21 protein-coding genes are annotated in these 23,733 nt (G+C 69.5%); 12 read left to right on the top strand and 9 right to left on the bottom strand.

Annotated features, from left to right (window positions below; genetic code table 11):
* The first annotated feature begins 19 nt into the window (after nucleotides 1-19).
* Nucleotides 20-1,642, top strand: a complete 1,623-nt coding sequence (gene pgm / locus ABZW60_RS40145) for a phosphoglucomutase (alpha-D-glucose-1,6-bisphosphate-dependent) (RefSeq protein ID WP_355485914.1) — start codon at nucleotides 20-22, stop codon at nucleotides 1,640-1,642.
* On the opposite strand, the gene ABZW60_RS40140 is transcribed toward pgm, so the two are convergent.
* Both ABZW60_RS40140 and ABZW60_RS40135 read right to left on the bottom strand, forming a co-directional pair.
* The gene (locus ABZW60_RS40140; protein WP_355485913.1) at nucleotides 1,639-2,013 is read right to left on the bottom strand and encodes a DUF3037 domain-containing protein; all 375 of its coding nucleotides are present in this window, start codon (nucleotides 2,011-2,013) and stop codon (nucleotides 1,639-1,641) included. The two genes, pgm and ABZW60_RS40140, sit on opposite strands and share 4 nt — an antisense overlap.
* Nucleotides 2,010-2,747, bottom strand: coding sequence for a HipA family kinase (locus ABZW60_RS40135; protein WP_355485912.1), 738 nt, complete (start codon nucleotides 2,745-2,747; stop codon nucleotides 2,010-2,012). The genes ABZW60_RS40140 and ABZW60_RS40135 overlap by 4 nt, the downstream gene beginning before the upstream one ends.
* Before the next feature lie 42 nt (nucleotides 2,748-2,789).
* Between ABZW60_RS40135 and ABZW60_RS40130 the strand changes: the two genes are divergently transcribed.
* Entirely contained in the window at nucleotides 2,790-3,845 is a 1,056-nt protein-coding gene (locus ABZW60_RS40130) for a glutamate--cysteine ligase (protein ID WP_355485911.1), read from the top strand.
* On the opposite strand, the gene ABZW60_RS40125 is transcribed toward ABZW60_RS40130, so the two are convergent.
* Entirely contained in the window at nucleotides 3,842-5,620 is a 1,779-nt protein-coding gene (locus ABZW60_RS40125) for a glycerophosphodiester phosphodiesterase family protein (protein ID WP_355485910.1), read from the bottom strand. The two genes, ABZW60_RS40130 and ABZW60_RS40125, sit on opposite strands and share 4 nt — an antisense overlap.
* Before the next feature lie 836 nt (nucleotides 5,621-6,456).
* On the opposite strand from ABZW60_RS40125, the gene ABZW60_RS40120 reads away from it, so the two are divergent.
* Nucleotides 6,457-7,104, top strand: coding sequence for a hypothetical protein (locus ABZW60_RS40120; RefSeq protein WP_355485909.1), 648 nt, complete (start codon nucleotides 6,457-6,459; stop codon nucleotides 7,102-7,104).
* Nucleotides 7,105-7,242: 138 nt separating this feature from the next.
* Here the strand turns inward: ABZW60_RS40120 and ABZW60_RS40115 are convergent, their stop codons facing one another.
* The 4 genes from ABZW60_RS40115 to ABZW60_RS40100 all read right to left on the bottom strand — a co-directional run bounded on the left by ABZW60_RS40115 (nucleotide 7,243) and on the right by ABZW60_RS40100 (nucleotide 12,401).
* Nucleotides 7,243-7,965: a hypothetical protein gene (locus tag ABZW60_RS40115; RefSeq protein WP_355485908.1), complete on the bottom strand. Its 723-nt coding sequence runs from the start codon at nucleotides 7,963-7,965 to the stop codon at nucleotides 7,243-7,245.
* A gap of 46 nt (nucleotides 7,966-8,011) precedes the next feature.
* Complete coding sequence (locus ABZW60_RS40110) at nucleotides 8,012-10,672, bottom strand: FtsX-like permease family protein (RefSeq protein WP_355485907.1); 2,661 nt, start codon at nucleotides 10,670-10,672, stop codon at nucleotides 8,012-8,014.
* Nucleotides 10,669-11,418 (bottom strand): ABC transporter ATP-binding protein, encoded by a 750-nt coding sequence (locus tag ABZW60_RS40105; protein WP_355485906.1) that lies wholly within the window; start codon nucleotides 11,416-11,418, stop codon nucleotides 10,669-10,671. The genes ABZW60_RS40110 and ABZW60_RS40105 overlap by 4 nt, the downstream gene beginning before the upstream one ends.
* A gap of 368 nt (nucleotides 11,419-11,786) precedes the next feature.
* Nucleotides 11,787-12,401, bottom strand: a complete 615-nt coding sequence (locus ABZW60_RS40100; RefSeq protein WP_355485905.1) for a hypothetical protein — start codon at nucleotides 12,399-12,401, stop codon at nucleotides 11,787-11,789.
* Nucleotides 12,402-12,459: 58 nt separating this feature from the next.
* Here ABZW60_RS40100 and ABZW60_RS40095 point away from each other — a divergent pair, with 58 nt between their 5' ends.
* From ABZW60_RS40095 to ABZW60_RS40055, 9 genes are all read left to right on the top strand, one after another.
* Nucleotides 12,460-12,852, top strand: a complete 393-nt coding sequence (locus ABZW60_RS40095; RefSeq protein WP_355485904.1) for a hypothetical protein — start codon at nucleotides 12,460-12,462, stop codon at nucleotides 12,850-12,852.
* Nucleotides 12,853-12,934: 82 nt separating this feature from the next.
* Entirely contained in the window at nucleotides 12,935-14,044 is a 1,110-nt protein-coding gene (locus ABZW60_RS40090; RefSeq protein ID WP_355485903.1) for a GNAT family N-acetyltransferase, read from the top strand.
* Entirely contained in the window at nucleotides 14,016-14,966 is a 951-nt protein-coding gene (locus tag ABZW60_RS40085; RefSeq protein WP_355485957.1) for a potassium channel family protein, read from the top strand. The genes ABZW60_RS40090 and ABZW60_RS40085 overlap by 29 nt, the downstream gene beginning before the upstream one ends.
* Before the next feature lie 72 nt (nucleotides 14,967-15,038).
* Nucleotides 15,039-15,938, top strand: a complete 900-nt coding sequence (locus ABZW60_RS40080; RefSeq protein WP_355485902.1) for a zinc metalloprotease — start codon at nucleotides 15,039-15,041, stop codon at nucleotides 15,936-15,938.
* A gap of 171 nt (nucleotides 15,939-16,109) precedes the next feature.
* Nucleotides 16,110-17,099: a LacI family DNA-binding transcriptional regulator gene (locus ABZW60_RS40075; protein ID WP_355485901.1), complete on the top strand. Its 990-nt coding sequence runs from the start codon at nucleotides 16,110-16,112 to the stop codon at nucleotides 17,097-17,099.
* Nucleotides 17,096-18,016, top strand: a complete 921-nt coding sequence (locus tag ABZW60_RS40070; RefSeq protein ID WP_355485900.1) for a sugar ABC transporter permease — start codon at nucleotides 17,096-17,098, stop codon at nucleotides 18,014-18,016. Before ABZW60_RS40075 ends, ABZW60_RS40070 begins: the two co-directional genes overlap by 4 nt.
* Nucleotides 18,013-18,846 (top strand): carbohydrate ABC transporter permease, encoded by an 834-nt coding sequence (locus ABZW60_RS40065; RefSeq protein WP_355485899.1) that lies wholly within the window; start codon nucleotides 18,013-18,015, stop codon nucleotides 18,844-18,846. Before ABZW60_RS40070 ends, ABZW60_RS40065 begins: the two co-directional genes overlap by 4 nt.
* Before the next feature lie 8 nt (nucleotides 18,847-18,854).
* Complete coding sequence (locus ABZW60_RS40060; protein WP_355485898.1) at nucleotides 18,855-20,132, top strand: sugar ABC transporter substrate-binding protein; 1,278 nt, start codon at nucleotides 18,855-18,857, stop codon at nucleotides 20,130-20,132.
* Complete coding sequence (locus tag ABZW60_RS40055) at nucleotides 20,132-21,265, top strand: ADP-ribosylglycohydrolase family protein (RefSeq protein ID WP_355485897.1); 1,134 nt, start codon at nucleotides 20,132-20,134, stop codon at nucleotides 21,263-21,265. Before ABZW60_RS40060 ends, ABZW60_RS40055 begins: the two co-directional genes overlap by 1 nt.
* 3 nt (nucleotides 21,266-21,268) lie before the next feature.
* On the opposite strand, the gene ABZW60_RS40050 is transcribed toward ABZW60_RS40055, so the two are convergent.
* Nucleotides 21,269-22,090, bottom strand: coding sequence for a hypothetical protein (locus tag ABZW60_RS40050; protein WP_355485896.1), 822 nt, complete (start codon nucleotides 22,088-22,090; stop codon nucleotides 21,269-21,271).
* A gap of 12 nt (nucleotides 22,091-22,102) precedes the next feature.
* Entirely contained in the window at nucleotides 22,103-23,662 is a 1,560-nt protein-coding gene (locus ABZW60_RS40045) for an alkaline phosphatase D family protein (protein ID WP_355485895.1), read from the bottom strand.
* Nucleotides 23,663-23,733 lie beyond the last annotated feature (71 nt).

Here is a 23,733-nt window from a genome sequence, read left to right as displayed (position 1 = left end):
CTTGTGATTGCATGTGGTCATGCACCCACGCGCAGGCCAGCCGGCACAACCCGAGGACCTCGTCGACGTCGACGCCATGCTGGCGGCGTACGCCGACCTCACCCCGGACGTGGCGAACCCGGCCCAGAAGGTCGTCTTCGGTACGTCGGGCCACCGGGGCTCCAGCCTCGACGCCGCGTTCAACGAGGCGCACATCCTGGCGATCACCCAGGCTGTCTGCGAGTACCGGGCCGGTCAGGGCACGACAGGACCGTTGCTCGTCGGCCGGGACAGCCACGGTCTGTCGGAGCCGGCCTGGCGCACGGTGCTCGAGGTGCTGGCCGGTAACGGCGTGCAGACGCTCGTGGACAGCGCCGACCGGCTCACGCCGACCCCGGCGGTGTCGCACGCGATCCTCCGGCTGAACCGCGGCGCCGGCGCCGGCGCGGACGGCATCGTGATCACGCCGTCCCACAACCCGCCGCGCGACGGCGGCATCAAGTACAACCCGCCGCACGGCGGCCCGGCCGACTCGGACGCGACCAGCTGGATCGCGAACCGGGCCAACGAGCTGATCGCGGGCGGCAACCGCGAGGTCCGCCGCACGCCGTTCGAGCAGGCCCGTCAGGACGCGGGGGACTACGACTTCGTCGCGCACTACGTCGACGACCTGCCGTCGGTGCTCAACCTGGCCGCGATCCGCGACGCCGGGGTGCGGATCGGCGCGGACCCGCTCGGCGGCGCGAGCGTCGACTACTGGGCCGCGATCGCCGAACGGCACCACCTCGACCTGACCGTGGTGAACCCGCGGGTCGACCCGGCCTGGTCGTTCATGACGCTGGACCACGACGGCAAGATCCGGATGGACTGCTCCTCGCCGTACGCGATGGCCTCGCTGGTCGCGCAGCGGGACAAGTACGACGTGGCGACCGGGAACGACGCGGACGCCGACCGCCACGGCATCGTCACGCCGGACGCCGGGCTGATGAACCCGAACCACTACCTGGCGGTCGCGATCTCGTACCTGTTCAGCAACCGCCAGTGGGGTCCGGACGTCGCCGTCGGCAAGACGCTCGTGTCGTCGTCGCTGATCGACCGCGTGGTCGGCAACCTGGGCCGTCGGCTCTGGGAGGTGCCGGTCGGCTTCAAGTGGTTCGTGCCGGGTCTCGTGGACGGCTCGGTCGGCTTCGGCGGCGAAGAGTCGGCCGGGGCGAGCTTCCTGCGCTTCGACGGCACGGTGTGGACCACTGACAAGGACGGGATCCTGCTGGCGCTGCTGGCGAGTGAGATCACCGCTGTGACCGGTGAGACGCCGTCGGTGACTCACGCCAAGCTGGTGGAGCAGTTCGGCGCATCGGCGTACTCGCGGGTGGACGCGCCGGCCACGCGCGAGCAGAAGGCCCAGCTGGCCGCTCTGTCGCCCGATGCGGTGACCGCGACCGAGCTGGCCGGGGAGCCGATCGTGGATCGCCTGACGCACGCTCCCGGGAACGGCGCCGCGATCGGTGGGCTGAAGGTCACCACCGAGTCGGCGTGGTTCGCCGCCCGTCCGTCCGGGACCGAGGACCTCTACAAGATCTACGGCGAGTCGTTCAAGGGCGCCGAGCACCTGGACGAGGTGTTCACGCAGGCGCGTGACGTGGTGTCCAAGGCGCTGGGCTAACGCACGAAGGAGTCCAGCAACCGTTCCAGATCCGCGGCGGGGTCCTCGGTGAGCCCGCTGTGGATCGGACCGGGATGGACGACGGTGCTGCGCGGCGCCGCCAGCCACCGGAACCGCTCGCCGATCGAGGTGCCCGCCGCCGGCCCGCCGGCCGCCTCACCGGCGCAGATCGCTCGCACCTGGTCCAGCGACGCACACACGACGTCGACGTCAACTGCTGGGTCCAGGGCCCTCAGACGGTCCGCGTTCACGTCCCATCCGGCGCCCAGGTAGTCCAGTGCCCGGCAGTAGAGCACCGCGCCGACGTTGATGAACTCACCGCGCTGGATGCGCGGCGCGGCCCGCAGGATCACGTAGTCGAAAGGCTTCATCGCAGACCTCCCGGCACCCAGGCCGCCCGCTTCTCCAAGCGTGCCAGCAGATGTCCGAGGTACCGCTCACGGTCACCGTCGCCGAGCCACTCGTCGGGCACCAGCGCGATCACTTCCGTGAGCAGGTCCGGGGTGATCGCCGCGGCCAACTCGGCGTCCACCTTCGCCACGCCCGGCATCGCGACCGAGAAGACGTGGTCGTTGGCGTCGTACGGCAAGGAAGCGAACTTCTCCGCCGCCATCCACGAGTGGTGGAAGTACAGCGCGGCGCCGTGGTCGATCAGCCACAGGTTCTTGTGCCAGACGAGCATGTTCGTGTTCCGCCACGACCGGTCCACGTTGGCCACGAACGCGTCCAGCCACAGGATCCGCGCCATCGCGTCGTCACCCGGGTTGCCGGCCGACCCGTCGTACCCGAAGGAGCCCGGCAGGAAGTCGACGGCCAGATTGAGCCCGGCGCTGCGGATCAGCAGCTCCTGGATCTCGAAGTCCGGTTCCGACCTGCCGATCGCCGGGTCGAGCTCGATCAGTTTCAGCTCCGGGACCCGCAGCCCGAGCCGGCGGAACAGCTCGCCGACGATCACCTCGGCGACCAGCGCCTTCGGGCCCTGGCCGGCGCCGTGGAACTTGATCACGTACGTCCCGAGATCGTTGCCCTCGACAACACCGGGCAGCGATCCTCCCTCCCGCAGCGGCAGCACGTACCGGGTCGCGGTGACTACTGGCAGACTCACGCCGGAGAGCCTAACTGGTTAGCGACCGGGTACCGGTGCAGGGTGAAACATCCGTCCTTCGGGGTCGAGGAAGAGTTACTCCTCGTGTCCGCGACCGGTGACCCGCTGCCACGGAGCAAGGCCGTCGTGGCGGACGTGCAGGACCTCGACGTCACCCTCGAACTCACCCGCGCGATGGTCGAGATCAACACCCCGGTCTGCGAATCGGCCGCCGAGCTGCGGACCGCGTTGTCGGGCATGCGCGGCAAGCTCGCGCTGGCGGCCGCGGACGAGGGCGCCCGGCTGCTGGCGATCGGCGTACCGCCGCACGGCCGGGCAGCGCAGGCGATCACCAGGAAGCGGCGCTACCAGGAACTGGCGCAGCGGTGGGGCCTGCTGGCTCGGGAGCAGGGCGTGTGCGGCTGTCATGTCCATGTCGATGTATCGGATAAAGAGACAGCCGTCCGCGTCAGCAATCACCTCCGTCCGTGGTTGCCGGCACTGCTCGCTCTCACCGCGAACTCACCGATCTACCTCGGCCAGGACACCGGCTTCGCGAGCTGGCGGTGGCTGATGACCACCCGCTGGCCGTGCGCCGGCCCACCGCCGTACCTGGAGTCGTTGGAGCACTACGAGGCCCTGGTCGCGATGCAACTGGCGGCCGGGACTCTCATGGACGAGCAGATGGTCTACTGGGACATCCGGCCGTCCACACACCTGCCGACGGTCGAGGTGCGGGTGAGCGACATCCCGCTCACGGTGGACGAGACCGTGCTGCTGGCGACGCTGGTGCGCGCTGTAGTGATGATCGCGCTCGAGGATGGCGGCCGGGGCCCGAAGCTGGAGCCGGAGGTGCTGCGTGCGGCGTACTGGCTGGCTGCGCGGGACGGTGTCACGGGGGACGGGCTGGACGTGCTGACGGCCGAGTCGATCCCGATGGCACAGGTCCTGGAACGGCTGCAACGCCATGCGACGCCTGCCTTGCAAGAACTCGGCGCGGTCGACCTTGTCGCTGGGGGGATCCAGCGTGCGCTGACCGACGGCAACGGTGCCGTGAAGCAGCGCAGGGCCCTCCGTGAGGGCGAGGACTTCGTCGCCCTCACGGAGGTCAAGCCCTAGCCGCGGAGGAAGTCTTCCAGGCCGTGCAGGTCGTCCGTGTTGACGTAGTCGACGTCAGCAGCGACCAGCTCGCGCCAGAGCGCCTCGCGCGCCGCGCCCGGTACGTCCGGGGTCGCCCAGAAGCGGACCTTGTACCCGGCGTGGTGGGCCGTCACCACGATGTCGTGCAGCTTTGTCCTCTCGGCCTCCGGCATCGGCCCGACGCCCTGCCAGGTGAAGACGTTCGTCCAGTTGTCGCTGACGAGCGGCATCAGCGACGCCGGCATCCCGGACTGCAGGTCGGCGAGGCGTCCGTCGTACCCGGCGTAGCGGACCTTCTGCGCCTTCATCACGTCCAGCGGACGGTTGCCGCTGATGACCGACGTGACCGCGCCCTCGAACACCCGCCCGTCGACGAAGATCGTGCTGATCCCGCGGTACTGCGCCAGCGCCTTGTCCACCGCGGCGTACGTCGACGGTCCGTCGCTCTTGATGTCGATCAGCAACTGGAACCCGCCGCCGCGCTTGTAGACCTCGCCGTGGTTCTCGCGGACCCGGTCCGCCAGCGGCTTCAAGTACAGGCTCTCCAAGGTACGGCCGGGCTTCGCGTCCTCCAGGTCGTGGGCGACCCGCAGCTCACCGTCGATCAGCCAGACGTCCGCCTCGACGCTGTTGAAGCCACGGTCCAGCGCGTCCTGCAACGGCCGGCGGTGGTCGTAGTCGTTGTGCGCGTGTGCCGACGGCAGCGCCCGGACGGCCGGGGCGTCGTACGACTTCGGGAGCTTCAGGTGGTTGGCCCGGACGACGTCGCGCACCCGGTCCGGGTAGTCGCTGATGATCCCGTCGACACCCTGGTCGACGAACCACTGCATGGTGGCCGGATCGTCGACCGTCCACGGAATCACCTTGAGCCCGGCCTGGTGCGCCGCGTCCACGGTGGCCTTGGTGAAGTACGGCCGGAACGCCGGGTCGGAGATCTTGCCACCCTGCGGGAAACCGTCGACCGGCGAGATCGCCGACGCGCCGAACGACTTCACCGCCTTGATCGGGTCACCGCCGAAATCGTCGATGTCGATCCCGCCCAGCCACGGCGACTTCCCGGGCTTGCCGATCTGCAGGAAGTCGAAGTTGTCCAGCGCGACCAGCGGCAGCTGCGGCATCACCTCGCGCATCCGCATCAGCGAACCCCAGTCGAAGCTCTGGATCGTCACCTGACGGGCGATGTTCGCCTTGCGGATCTCACTGGCGACCACCTGGACGAACTGCTCGCGCGGCGCGGTCTCGGACGGTGCGCCCGCCTCGACCTTGGTCTCGACGTTGAGCTTCACGCCGTACGCGCGGTAGCGGTGCACCAGCGCGAACACGTCCCGCAGCTCCGGCATCCGGGCACCCGGGTCGGGCTGCTGCGCCGGGAAGTTCGGCAGGGTCTGCGAGCCGCAGTCCAGCTGCTTCACCTGCTGCAGCGAGAGCGTGTTGACGAACTTGCCGACGTACGGGTACTCGGGGTCGCCAGGGGTGTACGGCGCCGTGTCACGGCACTTCTTGCCGTCGACCTTGCGGTCGTGGGTCACGACGGCGTACCCGTCCTGGGTGATCTGCACGTCGAGCTCCAGCGTGCTGACACCGAGCTGCAACCCGTGCGAGAACGACGCGATCGTGCTCTCCACGGTCAGCCCGAGCCCACCGCGGTGAGCCTGGATGTCGAACTCACCACGAGCAGCGGCGGCCGGGGCGGCCGGAAGCAGCAGTCCGGCGATCAGCGCGCACGGCAGCAGTGCGCGGGGAAGGCGGCGCATGAGGGGTTCCTTCCGGAGGGGTCATGGGCGGGACGTCCCTGAGGCTGTCTGCCCCAGACATACCCACGTCCTCGCGAAGGTAGCCGAAAAGCAGCCCACCGATGACGCTCAGGTGCTTGGTACCGCCCCGGCGCCCGCGCAGGTAAGGCGCCGGCGTACTGCGCAGGTAAGCCCCGGCGTACTGCGCAGGTAAGGCCCCCCCGCGTGCTACGCCGGCGCTCGTCGCTCCGCTCCTCCCGCGCCTGCTACGCGCGCTCCCACCCACCCTCCGGCTGGCGCCGGCGCATAGTTTCCGGCTGGCGCCGGGTGGTTTCGGCTTGCGCCCGGGGTTCCGGCTGGCGCCGGGTGGTTTCGGCTTGCGCCCGGGGTACCGGCTGGCGCCGGGTGGTTTCGGCTTGCGCCCGGGGTTCCGGCTGGCGCCGGGTGGTTTCGGCTTGCGCCCGGAGTTCCGGCTATCGCCGGTTGTTGCGGGCTGCCGCCGCGCTCTGGGCGCTGCCACGCGCTACCTGCGGGGCTCCGCCCGCTTGCTGCGCGCTGCCGCGCGTGCGTGCGTGCGTCTCGCTGCGCGTGCTACGCGGACGCTCCGTCGCTCCGCTCCTCCCGCGTCCTCTACGCGCGCTCCGCTCACCGTCGGCGCGGCGTCGACGCACGACCCCAGGCCACCGCCGTACCAGCCGCGGTACCGACGCCGTACCTGCAACCTCGCGTCGAGGCCGCCGCAGCCGTGGTCACTCGCCACCTCGCCCTTCAAACCACGAACCCCATGTCGCCGAGTCGTGTCAGATGGCTCGACCCCGATTCGCCGAATCGTGGATCAGGGCTGCAAAAACAGTCGAATGACGACCTCAATCCACGACTCGGCGGGTCGAGATCCTGCAGCGCGTTCTCGGCCGTCGTACCTGCAGCCGTGGTGCCTGCAGCGGTCGTACGTGCTGGCGCCGTACCTCCCTGCGTCGTACCTGCAGCCCTCGTATGCGTTGCCGCTGTACGTCCCGGCGTCTAACCGGCCGTCGCCGTACCTTGCGAGTGCCGTACCGGCGCCGTGCCGGCTGCCGTCGTGCCTGCTGGCGCCGTACGTGCTGGCGTTGTACGGGCAAGAGTCGTACCCGCTGTCGCCATACTGGCTGTCGCGGTACGTCCCGGCGTCGTGCCGGCAACTGTCACACGTCCTCGCGTCGTACCTGCGCCGGTCGTACGTGCTGGCGCGTTGCCGGCTGGAGTCGTACTTGCAACCGCGGTGCCGGCAGCGGTCGTGCCTGCTGGCGCCGTACGTGCTGGCGTTGTACCGGCAAGAGTCGTACGCGTCGCCGCCGTACGTCCTAGCGTCGTACCGGGAACTGTCATACGTCCTCGCGTCGTACCTGCGGCGGTCGTACGTGCTGGCGCGTTGCCGGCTGGAGTCGTACCCGCCGCCGCGCTTCCTGGCGTCCTACCGCCCGGCGTTGTACGGCGAGCGTGGTGCCTGCAGCCGTCGTACCTGCTGACGTCTGACCCGCATCCGTCGTACACGGCTGCCGCGCACTCCTGCGCCCCCACTCGCCCGGGCGCTATCACCCGTGCCCCGCAAACTCCTCTGCCACTGCCAACCCACGCCTGCAACCGCCTGGCCACAGCTGACGCACCTACGGCACAGAACTAATGCGCCGCACCGACTCAGTCTCCGCGGTGATGTGGCCGTTCTTGAACGTCTTGTCCAGCGTGCCTTCCGTCCGCCGGGTGAGAGTCAGGTTGACCGGGCACGTAGCGGGCGGCTTGACGCCGGGAGTCGGAGTCGTCTGAGACGGACGGATCGATCCAGCCGGGATGGTGGCCGACGTCCGCCCAGGCACGAGCTCCAGGCTGTCGGTCAGGATGCATTCGCCGGCCCAGGTCAGGACGGACGGAAGCTCGGACGGCCGACTGTCGATGCGGACCGGAATCGCAACCCGCCGAGAGTACGTCGCACCGGCCAGTGGAGCAGCAAGACGGACCCTCTCGGGAAGTCTCACCGTCGAGCTCGGTGCCGAGTCGTCGCCCATCCCGCGAGTGAGGTCGAACGTGATCTCCGTCCCCGCCTGCACCACGCCGTCCAGTTGACCGCTGTAGTCCGTGACGCCGGCCGCGTGATGACGCTTGAGCTCGACCTCCTTTCCACCCCCGGACGAGCGCACCGACTCGCCGTCGCCCAGCTCGACGAACGTGAGCGTGCCGACCCGGTACGACGCGCTCACGTTCGCGACCTCGGCCGTCTCCGGCAGCGTGACGACGTAGTTGGCCGTGATCCCGCTCGTCCGGATGTCCTTCGAGTCGACCGTCGAACATCCGGCGAGCACGAGCACCGTCGCGACAACCGCAATCCGCTTCACGGTCAGCGAAGCTAGCAGCGCCGGGGGTTAGGCCTCTTGGGTAGAACTACTCGTACTGCAAGGCCTCCAGGGGGTTGAGCCGGGCCGCGCGGCGGGCGGGCCAGATGGCGGCGAAGATGCCGACGACGATCGACAGGACGGCGAAGATGACCAGTTGGCCGCCGGGCACGGTGAACGAGATCTCCTCGAGCCGGGCCGCGAGCAGCGAGGCCAGCACCAGTCCGAGGACGATGCCGATCACCGCCCCGATCAGCGCCGTGATCACGCTTTCCTGGCGGATCATGCGTTTCACCTGACCTCGGGTCAGGCCGATCGCGCGCAGCATGCCGAGTTCCCGGGTCCGCTCGAACACGGTCAGCACGAGGGTGTTGACGATGCCGAACAGGCTGACCACCACCGACAGCGCCAGCAGCACGTACAGCACGTTGAGCAGGCTCTTGATGCTGTCGGTCTGGGCGTCCTTGAACTGCTCGATGGTCACCGCCTTGGCGTTCGGGAACGCACTCATCGCCGCGTTCAACGTGGCGGTGTTCTCGGGCGTCACCCCGCCCTGCATCGTGAGGAACGTGTAGATGTTCTGCGGCTGCGGCGTGGCCGAGTCGAACGCGGCCGTCGAGATCGTCACGTTGCCGAACGGCGAACCACCCGCCGGCGGCTTGAAGATCCCGCGCACCTGGAACGGCAACTGCTTGCCGGTCACCATCTGCAAGGTGATCGCCGACCCCAGCCCCAGACCGTGCTCCTTGGCGTAGTCGGAGTCGACGATCGCGCCGTCGGGCTCCAGCTCGGCCAGCGACGCCTGCGAGCCCGCCTGCCAGTCGAAGCTGAGCAGCTGCGGCGCCGTCCGATCGATCGCGGTGATCGAGATCGTCTTGCCGAACGCCTGCGCCTGGCCGCCGCGGACGCTCGTCACCTCCTTGACCGCCGGCACCTCCGCAGCCTTCTCGGCCACCGCCGGCGGCAGCGGGCTGAAGTTGTTCTGCGCGGTGATCGCGTAGTCGGAGCTGGAGATCCGGTCGACGGCGTCCTCGAACGGCTTGATCAGCCCGGCGCCCAGGGTCGCGACCAGCGTGACCAGCGCGAGCCCGATCATCAGCGCGGCGGCGGTCGACGCGGTCCGGTGCGGATCGCGCCGGCTGTTCTGGCCGCCGATCGCCACCGCCGGCCGGTCCGGCAGGATGCGCGGGAGCTCCGCGCGCCGCCCGAACAGCCGCTTTATCGCCCAGATCGGGACCAGCACGATCGGCCAGATCAGAGCCGTCAGTACGACGACCGACCAGCGCGCGACCGGATCCGATACCGCGGCCAGCGGACGGACGAGCCGCGAGGAGAACGCGGCGATCCCGATGAACAGCAGCAGCACGCCCGCGCCGAGCAGTGACAGCAGGGTGCTCGTCTTCAGGCCGTCCGCGAACAAGCCGACCAGGACGCAGGCGATGCCGGCGGCCGCGAGCAGCGCCGCTCCGACCGGACGGTAGCGGTGCAGCCGTCCGGGGGCGAGGACCGCGCCCTCGCGGACCGCCGCGATCGGCGGCACCCGCGTCGCCCGCCACGCCGGGCGCAGGCTCGCGACGGTCGTCACCACGACGCCGACGAGCAGCGCGACCACGATCGTCCGGGTCTCGAAGACCAGACCGTTGTTGGGCAGCGTGAAACCGATCGCGTCGAACAGCTTGAACAGCCCGGTCGCGATCGCGAGCCCGAGGAACAGGCCGGCGATCGCCGAGACCAGGCCGGTGACGAAGGCTTCCAGCACCACCGAGCCGAGAACCTGCCGCCGGGACGCGCCGAGCGTCCGCAGGGTGGCGAACTCGCGGGTGCGCTGGGCGATCGTGATGGCCAGCGAGTTCGCGATCACGAACGACCCGACGAACAGCGCGATCGCGGCGAACACGAGCAGGAACGTCCGGAGGAAGTTGAGGAACGTCGTCGTCCCGGCGGCGTCCTCCGCGGCCTGTTCGTCGGCGGTCCGCACCTGGGTCGCCTCCGGAAGGATCGGCTGTACGGCGCTGACCAGCTGCTGTGGCGTGACCCCGGACTTGGCCGCGATCAGGATCTGGTCGAGCTTGCCGACCTTGCCGAACAACCGCTGTGCGGTACCGAGGTCGAACCCGGCCAGCGTGGCGCCGCCGATCGACGACACCGCGCCGAACTCGACCAGTCCGGTGATCCGCATCTGCTGGGCCGCGCCGCGGGCCTGCACACCGACTGTGTCGCCGGTCGCGAGTCCCTTCTTCTTGGCGGTCTGGGTGTCGACGACCACCTCGCCGGAGGCCGGCCAGCCGCCCGACACCAGGGTCAGCGAGTTGAACTGCGGCTGCTCGGGATCGACGCTGAAGCCGATGTTCGGCGCGCCGCCGAAGACGATGACCTTGCCGTCCTTGCCGATCAGCTGCGCCTCGCCGCTGACCACGCCGCCCGCCGCGCCGACCTCGGGCAGCTCGCGGACCTTGTCCAGCAGGCCGGCCTGGAACGGCGGCGCGGTGACGACGGTGCCGTCGTCGGCCGCTTCGAACGCGGTCTTCCCGGTGATCGCGGCGTCGGTGTTCTTGTAGTTCTCGGTGAAGATCGAATCGAACGCCGACGTGATCGAGTCGGTCAGGACGTACGTGCCCGAGATCAGCGCCACGCCGAGCACGACGCCGATCGCGGTCAGCGCCGTCCGGAGCTTGCGGGCCAGCAGCCCCTGGAGCGCGAACCTGATCACTGCAGGTCCAGCGTGTCGATGATCTGCAGGATCTCGTGCTGGCTGGTCCGGCCGGTCTCCTTCACGATCTGGCCGTCGGCCAGGTAGAGCACCCGGTCGGCCAGCGCGGCCGCCCGGGCGTCATGGGTCACCATCACCAGCGTCTGGCCGTACTCCTCGACCGAGGACCGCATCAGCGTGAGGATCTCGCCGCTGGTCCGGGAGTCGAGGTTGCCGGTCGGCTCGTCCGCGAACACCACGGTCGGCCGCGAGACCAGCGCCCGCGCGATCGCGACCCGCTGCTGCTGGCCGCCGGACAGTTCGGCGGGCCGGTGGTCGAGACGGTCGGTGAGACCGACGCGCTCGATCAGGTCGTCGAAGTACTGCGGGTCCGGCTTCGTGCCGGCGATCGTCAGCGGAAGCAGGACGTTGTCCCGGGCGCTGAGCATCGGCAGCAGGTTGAAGAACTGGAAGATGAAGCCGATGTGTTCCCGGCGGAGCTTGGTGAGCGCGTCGTCACCGAGCGTGGTGATCTCGATACCGTCGATGAGCACCGAGCCCGAGGTCGGGCGGTCCAGCCCGGCCAGGATGTGCATCAGCGTCGATTTGCCTGATCCGGACGGCCCCATCACCGCCGTGAGTTGCCCCGGCTCGATCCGGACGCCGACCCCACGCAGCGCCTGGACTGCCGTATCCCCTTCGCCGTACACCCGTACGACGTCATGTGCCTGTACGACCTCGGTCGCGGTCCCCACCATGCCGACCATCGCCCCTCCCGGCGATCCAACGGCCCCCAGCCTGTTCGGATATCTCTGTCCTTCGAGTCTGACCTCGATCGGGCGTTCCCGACAGGGGGGTGACCCCGATCGGTCCCTGAGCCGGGCTGGCGGGGTGGCGGCGGCGAAACCGGCCGTCCGGGGGACAAGCCGTTGCCTCAAGCAACGCCAGGTGGGGGAGAAGAGGGTGCCGGACCGGGAAGCGCCTCACGGCGCGTGGCCGCTCGTAGCGGCTTATTTTGGGACCCGGGGCTTGCACCGGCCCGACACCTCGAACAGTGTAGCGGGTGCCCAAACCCCTTGTCCTGTTGGGATTCCAGGCGGCGAGACGTTATAACACCCGTCGGCGCCGCATGCAACTACCAGAGATTCCCGGCGCGTTCGGCGCGGGCCGCGGTCTGCAGCTGGTCAGCGGTCTCGACCAGTTTCGACGCGGACAGGACCTGGTCGTGGCCGTCGTCGGCGAGGTGGGCGCGTCCGGTCGCCACGATCCGCGCGAACGCGGCCGCGCGATCCAGCGTGGTCGCGAAGTCACCGGTAGCGACGCCGCGCAGTACGGCGTCCACCATGTCCCGCACCTCGGCCGGCCCGGGCGGCTCGGCGACACCCGCGACGACGGCGTGCACCTCGGCGTACTTGCGGCCGGTGGCGAACTCGCGGGAGACCGCCTCGGCGTTCGTATGCACCCAGGAGCGCAGCACGTACAGCCTCCAGAGCGCCCCGGGCAGCGAGTCGGCGGGGGAGTCCGACCACAGCTCGGCCAGCTCGTCGAGACCGTACTCGTCGGCGAGCTTGACCACCCGCGCGTGCACCTCGGTGTCCTCGGACTTGCGCACCCCGCGGACCAGCAGCTCGGCCGTCCGGTGCGCGGCCTCGGTGACGGTCGCCGGATCGGCGGCACCGGGCAGCGACTCGAACAGCTTGTTGCCGGGCATCACCGGCCGACGCGGGTTGGGGGTGCTCACGGCCTCCATGGTGCCTGACGCCGTGCGGTGCCGCATGCCGACCCGGCGCAGTCAGTACGCTCGACACATGGCAGGCGCGGGGAAGGCGAACGGGAAGCTCGCCAAGAACTTGGTCAAGTACGGCGTGCGGTACGGCCCGCTCGTCGTCGAGGCGGTCCGGCACGGACGCGAGCCCGCGCAGCAGGCCCTCCAGGCCGCCTGGGCGAAGCGGTCCGCGCGTCGCAAGGCGGCGGAGCACGCTCTCACCGTGCGCGAGGGCTCCTTGCTGAAGGTGATCAAGGACGGGCAGGCCATCTTCTTCGTGTTCTCCGGCGACGCGATCGTGACGACGTACCCCGCCGTCCCGCAGAGCAGCTATCCCGAGCTGTTGCGGCACGCGGACCTGGACAACCGCGAGCCGGCCGCGGTGCCGGCCGCCCGTAAGGCGCAGTTCCTGCCGAAGGTCCGCCGCAAACGTTGACGCGCGCGTAACATCCCGGACCCGGCCGGGCAACAGGCCGGACGCAGAGTGGAAGGACGTTTCCACGAGGGAGGGCGTCCGCATGCTCTGGAAGATCAGGACCGAACTCGCCGACCGGCCCGGTGCCCTGGCCGAACTCGCTGCACGGTGTGGTGCGGACGACATCAACATTCTCAGCCTCGAGGTCTTCACCGCCGAGACCGGCGCGGTCGACGAACTGGTGGTCTCCACCGGCGTCGGCTGGACCGCCGACGACCTGACCGCGCTCGCGGCCGAGGCAGGCTGCGTCCGTACGACGGTCCGCCCGTGCCAGGCCGACGTCCTGAGCGACGCCCCGACCCGGTACCTGCGCGCCGTCCTGCGATTGATCGACGACCCGGTGTCGGTCGACGACGAGCTGGGCAACCTGCAGGGGTTCGACGAGTACACGCCGGCCGAGTGGGCCCGCGCGGACGTGCTGGTCGAGATCGCCGGGCGGCTGGCCGACCGGTTCGAGACGCCGGCGGGGCCCCGGCCCGGGAGCGGCGTACCCGACCTTCGGCTCGCGACCGTCGACGACGCCGAGGCCGTGGTCGCGATGCACGACCGGTGCTCGTACGAGAGCCGCACCCGGCGCTACCACGTGCCGATGCCGAAGCTCACCGCCCGGACCGCGCGGCACCTGTCGGCGCCCGCCGGCGGGGTCTCGGTCGTCGCGTGCGTCGACGACGCCGTGATCGGGATGGCGACGGCCGCGCCGTGGGAGGAGCTGGGCAGCACGACGATGGAGATCGCCGTGCTGGTCGAGGACGGCTGGCAGGGCCAGGGCCTCGGGCTGCGGCTGCTGCGCCAGGTGGTGGACGAGGCGCGGCTCCTCGGCGCCGATCGCGTCGTGTGCATGGTGCAGCCGGAGAACCACGCGATGCTCCGCACCCTCGAGCGGTTGCGGATGCGATCGCGGGTGGTTCGGGACGGCGACAGTCTGATGGTGAGTGTCGCACTGTCCGACCAGAGCCTGTCACATGCGGTGGATCGACCGCCGGTGCAATATCGTCAGACGCGTGCCACCCCTTCCCACCGGTCGGAACCCCCACGGTCTGCTGGTCAACCTGCCCGCGAGCACGCGCTCGCCGCTCTTTCAGCTCTTCAGCCGATTTCTGGTCGCGCTGGGACTGCTGACCGTGATGGTGCTGATCGTGGTGGTCGACCGTGACGGGTACAAGGACAGCTACGACGGCAACGTCGGTCTGATCGACGCGATCTACTACGCAACCGTTACGCTCACCACGACCGGGTACGGCGACATCACGCCGGTGACGCCGACCGCCCGGCTGGTGAACGCCTTCATCGTGACGCCGCTGCGGATCTCGTTCCTGGTGGTGCTGGTCGGTACGACACTGGAAGTGCTGGCCAACGAGGGTCGCCGGATCATGCGCGACACGCGCTGGAGGAAACGGATGAAGGACCACACCATCGTCGTCGGCTACGGCACCAAGGGCCGGGCCGCGGTGCAGACCCTGATCAGCAACGGCGTGAAGCGCGACGAGATCGTCGTGATCGACCCGCGCGCGCAGGCGATCGGTGACGCGGGCAACGACCAGATGGCCGCGTTCCACGGCGACGCGACGAACCGGACGGTGCTGCGCCGCGCCGAGGTGATGACGGCGCGCGAGGTGATCGTGACCACCGACCGGGACGACTCGGCCGTCCTGGTCACGCTCGCGGTGCGCCAGCTGAACCCGAACGCGCACGTCGTGGTCGCGGTCCGCGAGGAGGACAACGTGCCGCTGCTGCGGCAGAGCGGCGCGGACGCCGTCGTCACCTCCTCGGAAGCGGTCGGCCGGCTGCTCGGCCTGTCCGCGGTCAGCCCGAACCTCGGCGAGGTGATGGAGGACCTGCTCACCTACGGCGAGGGTCTCGAGGTCGCCGAACGCCCGGTCCTCGGGCGCGAGGTCGGCAAGCCGCCGTCCGCCGTACCGGACCGGGTCGTCTCGGTGGTCCGCGACGGCAAGGTGCACCGGTACTACGACTCGAACGTTTCGGTCCTGGCCGCCGGCGACAAGCTCATCGTCGTCCGCCCCGCCAAGGAGACCCCGTGGGCCGAGCGCCCGGGCGCCGAAGAGGACGACGAGTAAGCCCTTCCGCCCGTCCGGTCGCCGTGCTTAGAGTCGAACTGCCTGGGGGACGGACTCTGGCAGGGGGCGGTCATGAAGTTGAACAGGGCAGCTCGGATCGCGGCGATCGCAGCGTTGGTCGGTGCTGGACTGAGTGGGGCACAGAGTCAGGCCACGGGCCTGCCGGGCGGCGACGCCTGCGTCTCGGAGGACAGCGTCGTCCAGGCGCGCGGTGGGCGTGAACCGGATCTCGGACAGGTCGCGCAGGATCTGCCGGCCGCCGCGAAGAACAAGGCGAAGGCGGGCTTCAGGGCGACCGTTCCGGTGTACTTCCATGTGGTCACGGACGGCTCGATCGGCGCGCTGACGACGGCGCAGATCCAGGCGCAGATCGCCGTCCTCAACAACACCTACGCGGGCGGCGAAGGCGGTGCCAGGACCGGGTTCAGGTTCACCCTGGCGGGCGTGACGCGGACCGACAACGCGACCTGGTTCTACGCGGGCGCGGGCGGTCTGCCCGAGCACGACATGAAGCACGCCCTGCACACCGGCGGTCCCGGCGACCTCAACCTCTACTCGACCACCGCGGGCGCGGGCCTGCTCGGGTGGGCGTACCTGCCGGACATCGTCACGAAGCCCGGCCAGGCGTACCTCGACGGCGTCGTCATCGACTGGGAGTCCTTCCTGGGCACGTCGACCACGTACGCGGGCCGCTACGACCAGGGCGAGACCACGACACACGAGGTCGGCCACTGGCTGAACCTCGAGCACACGTTCTACGGCGGCTGCAACGCGAAGGGCGACTTCGTCGACGACACCCCGGCCGAGAAGACCCCGACCAGCGGCTGCCCGGCCGGCAAGGACACCTGCAAGGCACCAGGCCTCGACCCGATCCACAACTACATGGACTACTCCTACGACTCCTGCTACACCCAGTTCACGCCCGGCCAGGCCCAGCGCATGGCCGACGCCTGGCTGTTCTACCGAGCGTAGGTCCTACCCGGGCCCTGACGGCTGCTGTGCAGGCAGCCGTCAGGGTCTTTGCTTTCACTTCTCGCAGTTCTCGCAGTTCTCGCAGTTCTCGCGGACGGAGTTGACCGGAGGACCACGGCGACCTATGGTCTGATCTGTAAACGATTACAAGAACGATTACAGGAGGTCGGCGTGAGTCGTCCGACGATCGCTGGGGTGGCCCGGGCGGCCGGGGTCTCGGTGGCGTCGGTGTCGCGCGTGCTGAACGGGTTGCCGGCCACCGAGGAGATGGTCGAGCGGGTGCAGCGGGCGGTGTCCGAGCTCGGGTACGTGCCTGACGCGCGGGCCCGGTCGCTGAAGGTCGGGCGGACGTTCCAGTTGACGCTGGCGGTCGCGGACGTCGGTAACCCGGTGTACGTGACGATGATGCGCGCGGTCGAGGAGGTCGTGGCCGCGGCCGGTTACCGGCTCGTGGTGACGACGACGGGGCCGGACGTGGTGGACGAGGTCGCGCTGGTTCGGGGGATGGCGCGTGGGTACGCCGACGGTCTGCTGATCAGCCCGCTGCGGGTCGACGAGGACCTGGTCAAGTCGATCCGTGAATGCGAGGTCCCGGTCGTCGTCGCCGGTAACGTCCCGGCGAAGGCCGGTGTCGACACCGTGCGCGCCAACTCGCCCAAGGGCATGCTGCTCGCCGTCGACCACCTGGCGTCCTGCGGCCGAAAGCGCATCGCCTTCCTGAACGGCCCCGCCGACACCGTCCCCGGCGCAGCTCGCGCCAAGGGTTTCGCCGAGGCCCTGAAGGCCCACAACCTCAAGCCCGTCGCCGTCACCGAAGCAAACGACTTCACCTTCACCGCAGGACGCGCTGCAGCCCCCGCGCTCTTGTCCACCCGTGGGTTCGACGCCGTCATCTGTGCGAACGACTTGCTGGCCGTGGGATTGATGCACGAGTTGGCCGCGGCCGGACTGACGGTGCCGGAGGACGTTGCGGTGGTGGGGATGGACGACAGCGAGCTGGCCGAGCAGAGTTTTCCGCCGTTGACGAGTGTGAACCTGGGGTCGGCCGAGCGCGGGCGGCGGGCGGCCGAGTTGCTGCTGGCAAGGATCGAGGACAACGACCGGGCTCCGCGGCGGATCGTGGTCCAGCCGTCCCTCAGCATCAGGAGGTCCACCCCGTGACGGCAACGTTGACGGCGCCCCCGCCGGTGAAGAAGAAGGCGGGGAAGCCGAAGGCGAATCGGGAGGCGATCCTGCTCTTCCTGCCGGCCCTGCTGCCGGTGCTGATCCTCAGCGTCTACCCGTTGATCCGCGGTATCGCGCTCGGCTTCACCGACGCGCGCGCCGGCCTGCGGGTCGAGACGAACTTCGTCGGCTTCGAGAACTTCGGCAAGCTCCTGCACAACAACCTGTTCTGGGACTCGTTCCGGATCGGCGTGATCTGGACCCTGTCGGTCACGATCCTGCAGTTCGTCGCCGCGCTCGGCCTCGCCCTGCTGCTGAACACGAACCTGAAGTTCCGCGGCGTCGCCCGCACCCTCGCGCTGATCCCGTGGGCGATGCCCCCGGTGGTGGTCGCGATCATGTGGCGGCTGCTGCTGCACCCGACCAACGGCCCGGTCAACGAGATCCTGCAGAAGTTGCACCTCACGGACCACCCGATCAACTTCCTCGGCGACTTCAACACGGCGCTCCCCGCCGTGATCGTGGTCGGCATCTGGGTCGGCATGCCGATGACCACGATCACCCTGCTGGCCGGCCTGCAGGGCATCGACCGCACCTTGTACGAAGCGGCCGCGGTGGACGGCGCCGGCGCCTGGAGCCAGTTCTGGAACATCACCCTGCCGCAGCTGCGGACCGTGATCGTCGCGATCACCAGCCTGGACATGATCTGGAACTTCAACTCGTTCGGCCTGGTGTACGTCCTGACCGCCGGCGGCCCGGGCGGCAAGACGATGCTGCCGATGCTGTTCGCGTACAACGAGGCGTTCCGCTACGGCAACTTCGGGATGGCCGCGGCGATGGGTGACGTGATGGTGGTCATCATCATCGCGTTCCTCTTCTTCTACCTGCGGAACCGGCTGAGGAGCGAGGCATGAGAACGCGTCCCGCGACCCGCTTCCTGCAGTACCTCGCCGTCGTCTGCTACCTGGTCTTCCTCGGCTTCCCGCTGCTCTGGCTGATCTCCAGCTCGCTGAAGTCGCCGCAGGAGTTCGCCAGTATCACGCCGAGCCTGCTGCCGAAGCACTTCGACCTGTCCAACTACAGCGACGCGCTGAACGAGCAGGGCCTGGTCCGCGGTCTCGGCAACAGCCTGCAGATCTCGATCTACAGCACGATCCTGGTGCTGATCGTCGCGCTCCCGGTGTCGTACGCGCTGGCCCGGTTCCGCAGCCGGCTGCGCCCGCTGACGAACGGCTGGATCCTGGTCAGCCAGGTGTTCCCGGTGATCCTGATCGTGATCCCGCTGTTCATGATCCTGCGTCCGCTGCACCTGACGAACACGATCCCCGGCGTGGTGATCGTGTACATGGTCTGGTCGCTGCCGTTCGCGCTGTGGATGCTGCAGGGGTACGTCGCCGCGGTGCCGCGCGAGCTGGAGGAGGCCGCCTCCGTCGACGGCGCCGGCCGGGTCCGGACGATCGTCTCGATCGTGATGCCGCTGCTCCGGCCGGGCCTGATCGCGACCGCGATGTTCACCTTCATCTCGGCGTGGAACGAGTTCTTCTTCGCCCTGGTCCTGTTGCAGGACCCGCAACTCAAGACCCTTCCGCTGGTGCTCGCCCGCTTCGTCGGGGCCGAGGGCCAGGTGCAGTTCGGCCCGCTCGCTGCCGCCTCCGTGCTGGCCACCGTCCCCAGTCTCGTGTTCTTCGCCTTCTTGCAGCGGAGGTTGACCTCCGGCCTGCTCAGCGGCGCAGTCAAAGGTTAGGAGAGGTAATGAAGAAGGTACTGACCGCGTTGCTCGCGGCGGGAGCGCTGGTGACGCTCGCCGCGTGCGGGGGCAACAGCGACGACAGCGGTTCGGGGTCGTCGAACGAGAAGGTGACGCTGAAGTTCCAGAGTCTCGCCTTCCAGAAGACGACCGTGGCCGCGACCAAGAAGATCGTCGCGGACTGGAACGCCGCGAACCCGAACATCCAGGTCGAGTACGTCCAGGGCAGCTGGGACTCCGTCCACGACCAGCTGGTCACCCAGTTCCAGGGCGGGACCGCGCCGGACATCATCCACGACGAGTCCGCCGACATCACCGGTTTCGTCAACCAGGGTTACCTCGCGGACCTTTCGCCGTACCTGAGCCAGGACACCAAGGACTCCGTCAGCCAGGGCGTCTGGGACACGGTCTCGAAGGACGGCAAGATCTACGCCGCGCCGACGCTGCTGCAGTCGTACGTCGTGTTCGCGAACTCAGGCCTGCTCAAGCAGGCCGGGATCACCGCGACCGGTGACTCGCTGAGCTGGGACGACTTCGCCGCCGACGCCAAGAAGCTGACCGCGGGCGGCAAGTTCGGTCTCGGCTGGGGCCTGAAGAGCCCGACCGCGACGATGCTGAACCTCGGGCTGAACTTCGACGCGAAGTACTTCGACGGCTCCGGCAAGGACGCCAAGGCGACCATCGGCGACGCCGAGCTCGAGGTGCCGAAGCGGATCCACGCGATGGCCTACGACGACAAGTCGATCGACCCGACCTCGCTGACGCAGAGCGGTTCGGACGTGCTGCCCGGGTTCTACGCCGGCAAGTACGGGATGGTCGTGGCCGGTAACTACGTCGCGCAGCAGATCCTCGAGGAGGCGCCGAAGACCTTCCAGTGGGAGGTGCTGCCGCCGCTGAAGGGCATCAGCACGAAGCAGGCCGCGAACCCGCAGACCCTGTCGGTGCCGGCCGAGGGCAAGCACATCGAGCAGTCGGCGAAGTTCATCGACTACTTCATGAAGGCCGAGAACCTGGCCGCGGTCGGCCAGGGCGACTGGCTGATCCCGACCACCCAGGCGGCCCGGGACGCGGTGCAGAAGGCGACCGGCGGCAAGAACGGCTGGCAGCAGATGCTGGCCAGTGGCTCCGAGCTGACCAAGGCGCCGTTCCAGAGCGTGGAGAACTACCCGCAGTGGAAGGACCAGATCGCGACGCCGGCGTTCCAGCAGTACCTGGCGAACAAGACCGACGCGGCGGCGCTGGGCAAGAAACTGAGCGACGGATGGGGTCAGGTCAACAACTGATGTCCTTGATCGAGGAGAAGGCAACGGGGGTCCTCGTCGGGTCCGCGGTCGGTGACGCGATCGGTGGAGCCGTCGAGGGCTGGACGCCGGAGGCGATCCGGGAGCGGCACGGCGGCTGGGTGACCGGCATCGTCGGCCCGTGGTACGACGACTGGCGGACCGCCCGCCCGATCGCGCCGTACCACAAGGGCGACGGGCACATCACCGACGACACCTTGATGACGCACGCACTGGTCGAGGTGTACGACGAGCGCCGGTCGCATCTGGACGCCTACGCGGTCGCCGAGTCGCTGGTGCCGAAGATGCTGAACGGGACCCGCTGGGTCCCCGAGCTGGAGGCGGAGGCGCTGCTGCTGCAGCGGGTGTTCCTGGCCGAGAAGTGGCTGGTCGCCCGCCTGCACTACGGGCACGTCGACCCGCGCGAGGCCGGCGTCGGCAACATCGTCAACTGCGGTGCGGCGATGTACATGGCGCCGGTCGGGATCGCCAACGCCGGCGATCCCGAGGGCGCGTACGCCGAGGCGCTCGACGTCGCCGGCGCACACCAGTCGAGTTACGGGCGGGAGGCGGCCGGCGTGTTCGCGGCCGCCGTCGCCGCCGCGATGACACCGGGCGCGACGGCCGCGTCCGCTGTCGACGCGGCCCTGCGGCTGGCCAAGGACGGCACTCGGAGGGGCGTCGAGGCAGTCGTCGAGGCCGCTGACGGGCTCACGGACTGGGAGCGGGCGATTCCCGTGCTGCGTCAGGCGATCGAGCCTTATGACACGGTCGGCCCGAACTACCGCGAGCTGTCGATGGACGCGCGCCGCCCGAGCCGGACGAAGGCGATCGAGGAGCTTCCGGTGGCGCTCGGGTTCGTGCTGGTCGCCGAGGGAGACGTCCGGCGGGCCGTGCTCGGCGGCACGAACTACGGGCGCGACGCGGACTCGATCGCGTCGATGGCGGGTGCGATCACCGGTGCACTGCAGGGCCAGGCCGGCGTACCGGCGGACTGGGCGGGCAAGATCGCCGAAGCGAGCAAGACCGATCTGGTGGAGCCCGGCCGCGTCATGGCGTCCGTCGTCCAGGATATCCGTGCGGCCGACGCCGAGCGGTGGGCCCGGCGGTCGGCCGCGTTGGACGCGCTGGTCTGAATGTCAGCCGGCGTACGCCTCCAGCTCCACGATCCGCGAGTAGCCGTGATCGTTGGAGTCGTGGATGACGAGTTGGACGGCGTCCACCGCGCGGGGCCCGAAAGTGACGGTGAGACGGCCCGCGGTGTTTCCCCGGAACTGCTGGACGGTTGTCCACTCGCCGTTGGCCCGGAGTTGTACGTCGAAGTCGCGGACGCCCATCACCGCGGCGGGGTACTTGGCCGAGTCGAGGGTTTGGACGACGATCCGGCCGACCGTGGTGGGTCGGACGAAGTCGACGCCGTACGTGTCGGGGAAGACGCCCTTGGTGTTGTCGTGCCAGCCGCTGGCGCCCCACTGTTCGGAGTCGGCGTTGCCGTCGACGCCGCCACACAGGCGCATGGTGCCGTTGGTCGAGGAGGCGACGGCCTGCTCGCCGAGCAGCAGGTTGTCGCGCGCGGGGACGGGCTTGATCACCACCGGCACCTGCAGGCTCTGTTTGCCGACGCTCAGGTCGACGGTGTGCGTCGCGGGCGCGGTGCCGCGCGGGACCGTGATCTCGAGCGGGGCCTTCACGAGCTGGTCGACCGGCAGGTAGCTGGAGAACTGGTGCCGGGACAGCGTGAGCGCGGCGTCCCCGGAGACACGCATGTCGGCGATCGTCGGTTTGCGGCCGGTGTTCGTCATGCCGAGGGTCAGCTTCCCGGCCGGGAAGCACGGCAGCGGGACGACCTCGACGGGCTGTGGCGTGGCGCTGATCTCGACCTGGTTGTTGCCGCTGGCAACGGCGACGGCAGGCACCACCAGGGTGAGTGGGACGGCGACGAGGGCGATGCGTCGGAGCATGGTCTGGTCCGTTCAGGCGAGATGGGTTCCGGGACGGCCGTCCTCGACGACCAGAGTGGCGCGGGTCGACGCCGTACCGCCGGAAGTGACGACGCGGTCGACGACACGGAACTCCGACGTCCACTGGGTTCGGTCGAGGCGGCAGCTGAGGTAGCCGCGCTGGACGTTCTGGTACTTGACGTGCGGGTTCTCGGCGAGCAGTGCGCGCCCGGTGGCGTCGGTGTCGACGCCGTCCTTGCCCGACGAGATCGACGTGGTGACGAACTCGGAGCCGATCGCCGGCGTGGCCGGCTCCGCGAAGTTCACCCGCAGGTCGGAGGCGACGCTGCGGTGCAGGTCCCCGGTGAGTACGACGAAGTTGCCGACGCCCCGGTCGCGGACGCCGGACAAGACCCGGTCGCGCGAGGCGGCGTACCCGTTCCAGGTGTCCATCGGGAGCTCGAGCTCCGGGCCGGTCTTGCGGTCGAGCTGTGCCATCGCGACCTGCTGGGCGACGACGTTCCAGCGGCTGGTGGAGCGTTCGAGTGTGTCGAGGAGCCAGGCTTCCTGCGCGTCGCCGGTGATCGTCCGGGCCGGGTCGGTCGACACCTCGTCCGGCGGCAGCCAGCCGCCCGTACTGGTCTGGTCGTCGCGGAACTGCCGCGTGTCGAGGATGCTCAGGTCGGCGGTGCGGCCGTACCGGAGATGGCGGTGCAGGCGGATCGACGGGCCGTCGGGGGACTGGCCGAGCCGCAGCGGCATGTGTTCCCAGTACGCGCGGAAGCCGTTGGCCCGGCGGACCAGGAAGTCGTCGTGCGGGATGCCGTCCTCGGAGACGTACCCGGCCCAGTTGCCCTCGACCTCGTGGTCGTCGAGCGTGACGATCCACGGCGCCGCCGCGTGCGCGGCCTGCAGGTCGGGGTCGGTCTTGTGCAAGGCGTACCGGGCCCGGTACTCGTCGAGGGTGAAGATCTCGCCGGCGAAGTCGGCCGGCACCGGCTGGTTGCGGACGCCCGCGGTCGGTCCGACGCCGACCTCGTAGATGTAGTCGCCGAGGAACAGCACGACGTCGTGCTCCCGGCGTACGACGTCCTGGTAGGCGGTGTAGAAGCCGTCGTAGAACGCCTGGCAGGACGCGACCGCCAGCGTGACGGCCGGCTCGTCGGACGGCGCCGGCGCGGTTCGGGTCCGACCGACCGGGCTGATCTGTCCGGCGGCGCGGAACCGGTAGAAGTAGTGCCGCCACGGCCGCAGCCCGCGAACGTCGACATGCACGGTGTGCGCGTACTCGGCGCGGGCGTGCGCCGTACCGCGCCGTACCACTCTGCGGAACGACGCGTCCTCGGCGACCTCCCACTCGACGTTGACCGTGCGGTCGTCCATGCCGCCGAACGGTTCGAGCGGGCCGGGCGCGAGCCGGGTCCAGATCACCACGGCGTCCGGGAGCGGATCGCCGGAGGCGACGCCGAGCGTGAACAGCGGTCTTTTGTCGGTGCGGTGCGATATCCCTACCGCATCGACGAGATCGGGGAGGTGTCCGGTAAGAGCGAGCGCGGCGGCGGTTCCGGTCAAGAAGCTGCGGCGGGTGACCATGGCCGGAAGTATCGGGCCGCGCCGACCGAACGATCCAGGTGCGTGTTTCGCCTGGCGCAACGAGGGAAGGA

The sequence above is a fragment of the Kribbella sp. NPDC003557 genome (genome assembly GCF_040610805.1).
GTDB lineage: Bacteria > Actinomycetota > Actinomycetes > Propionibacteriales > Kribbellaceae > Kribbella.
The sequence above is the reverse complement of the archived record's forward strand: the minus strand, read 5'-3'. Positions and strand labels throughout refer to the sequence as shown.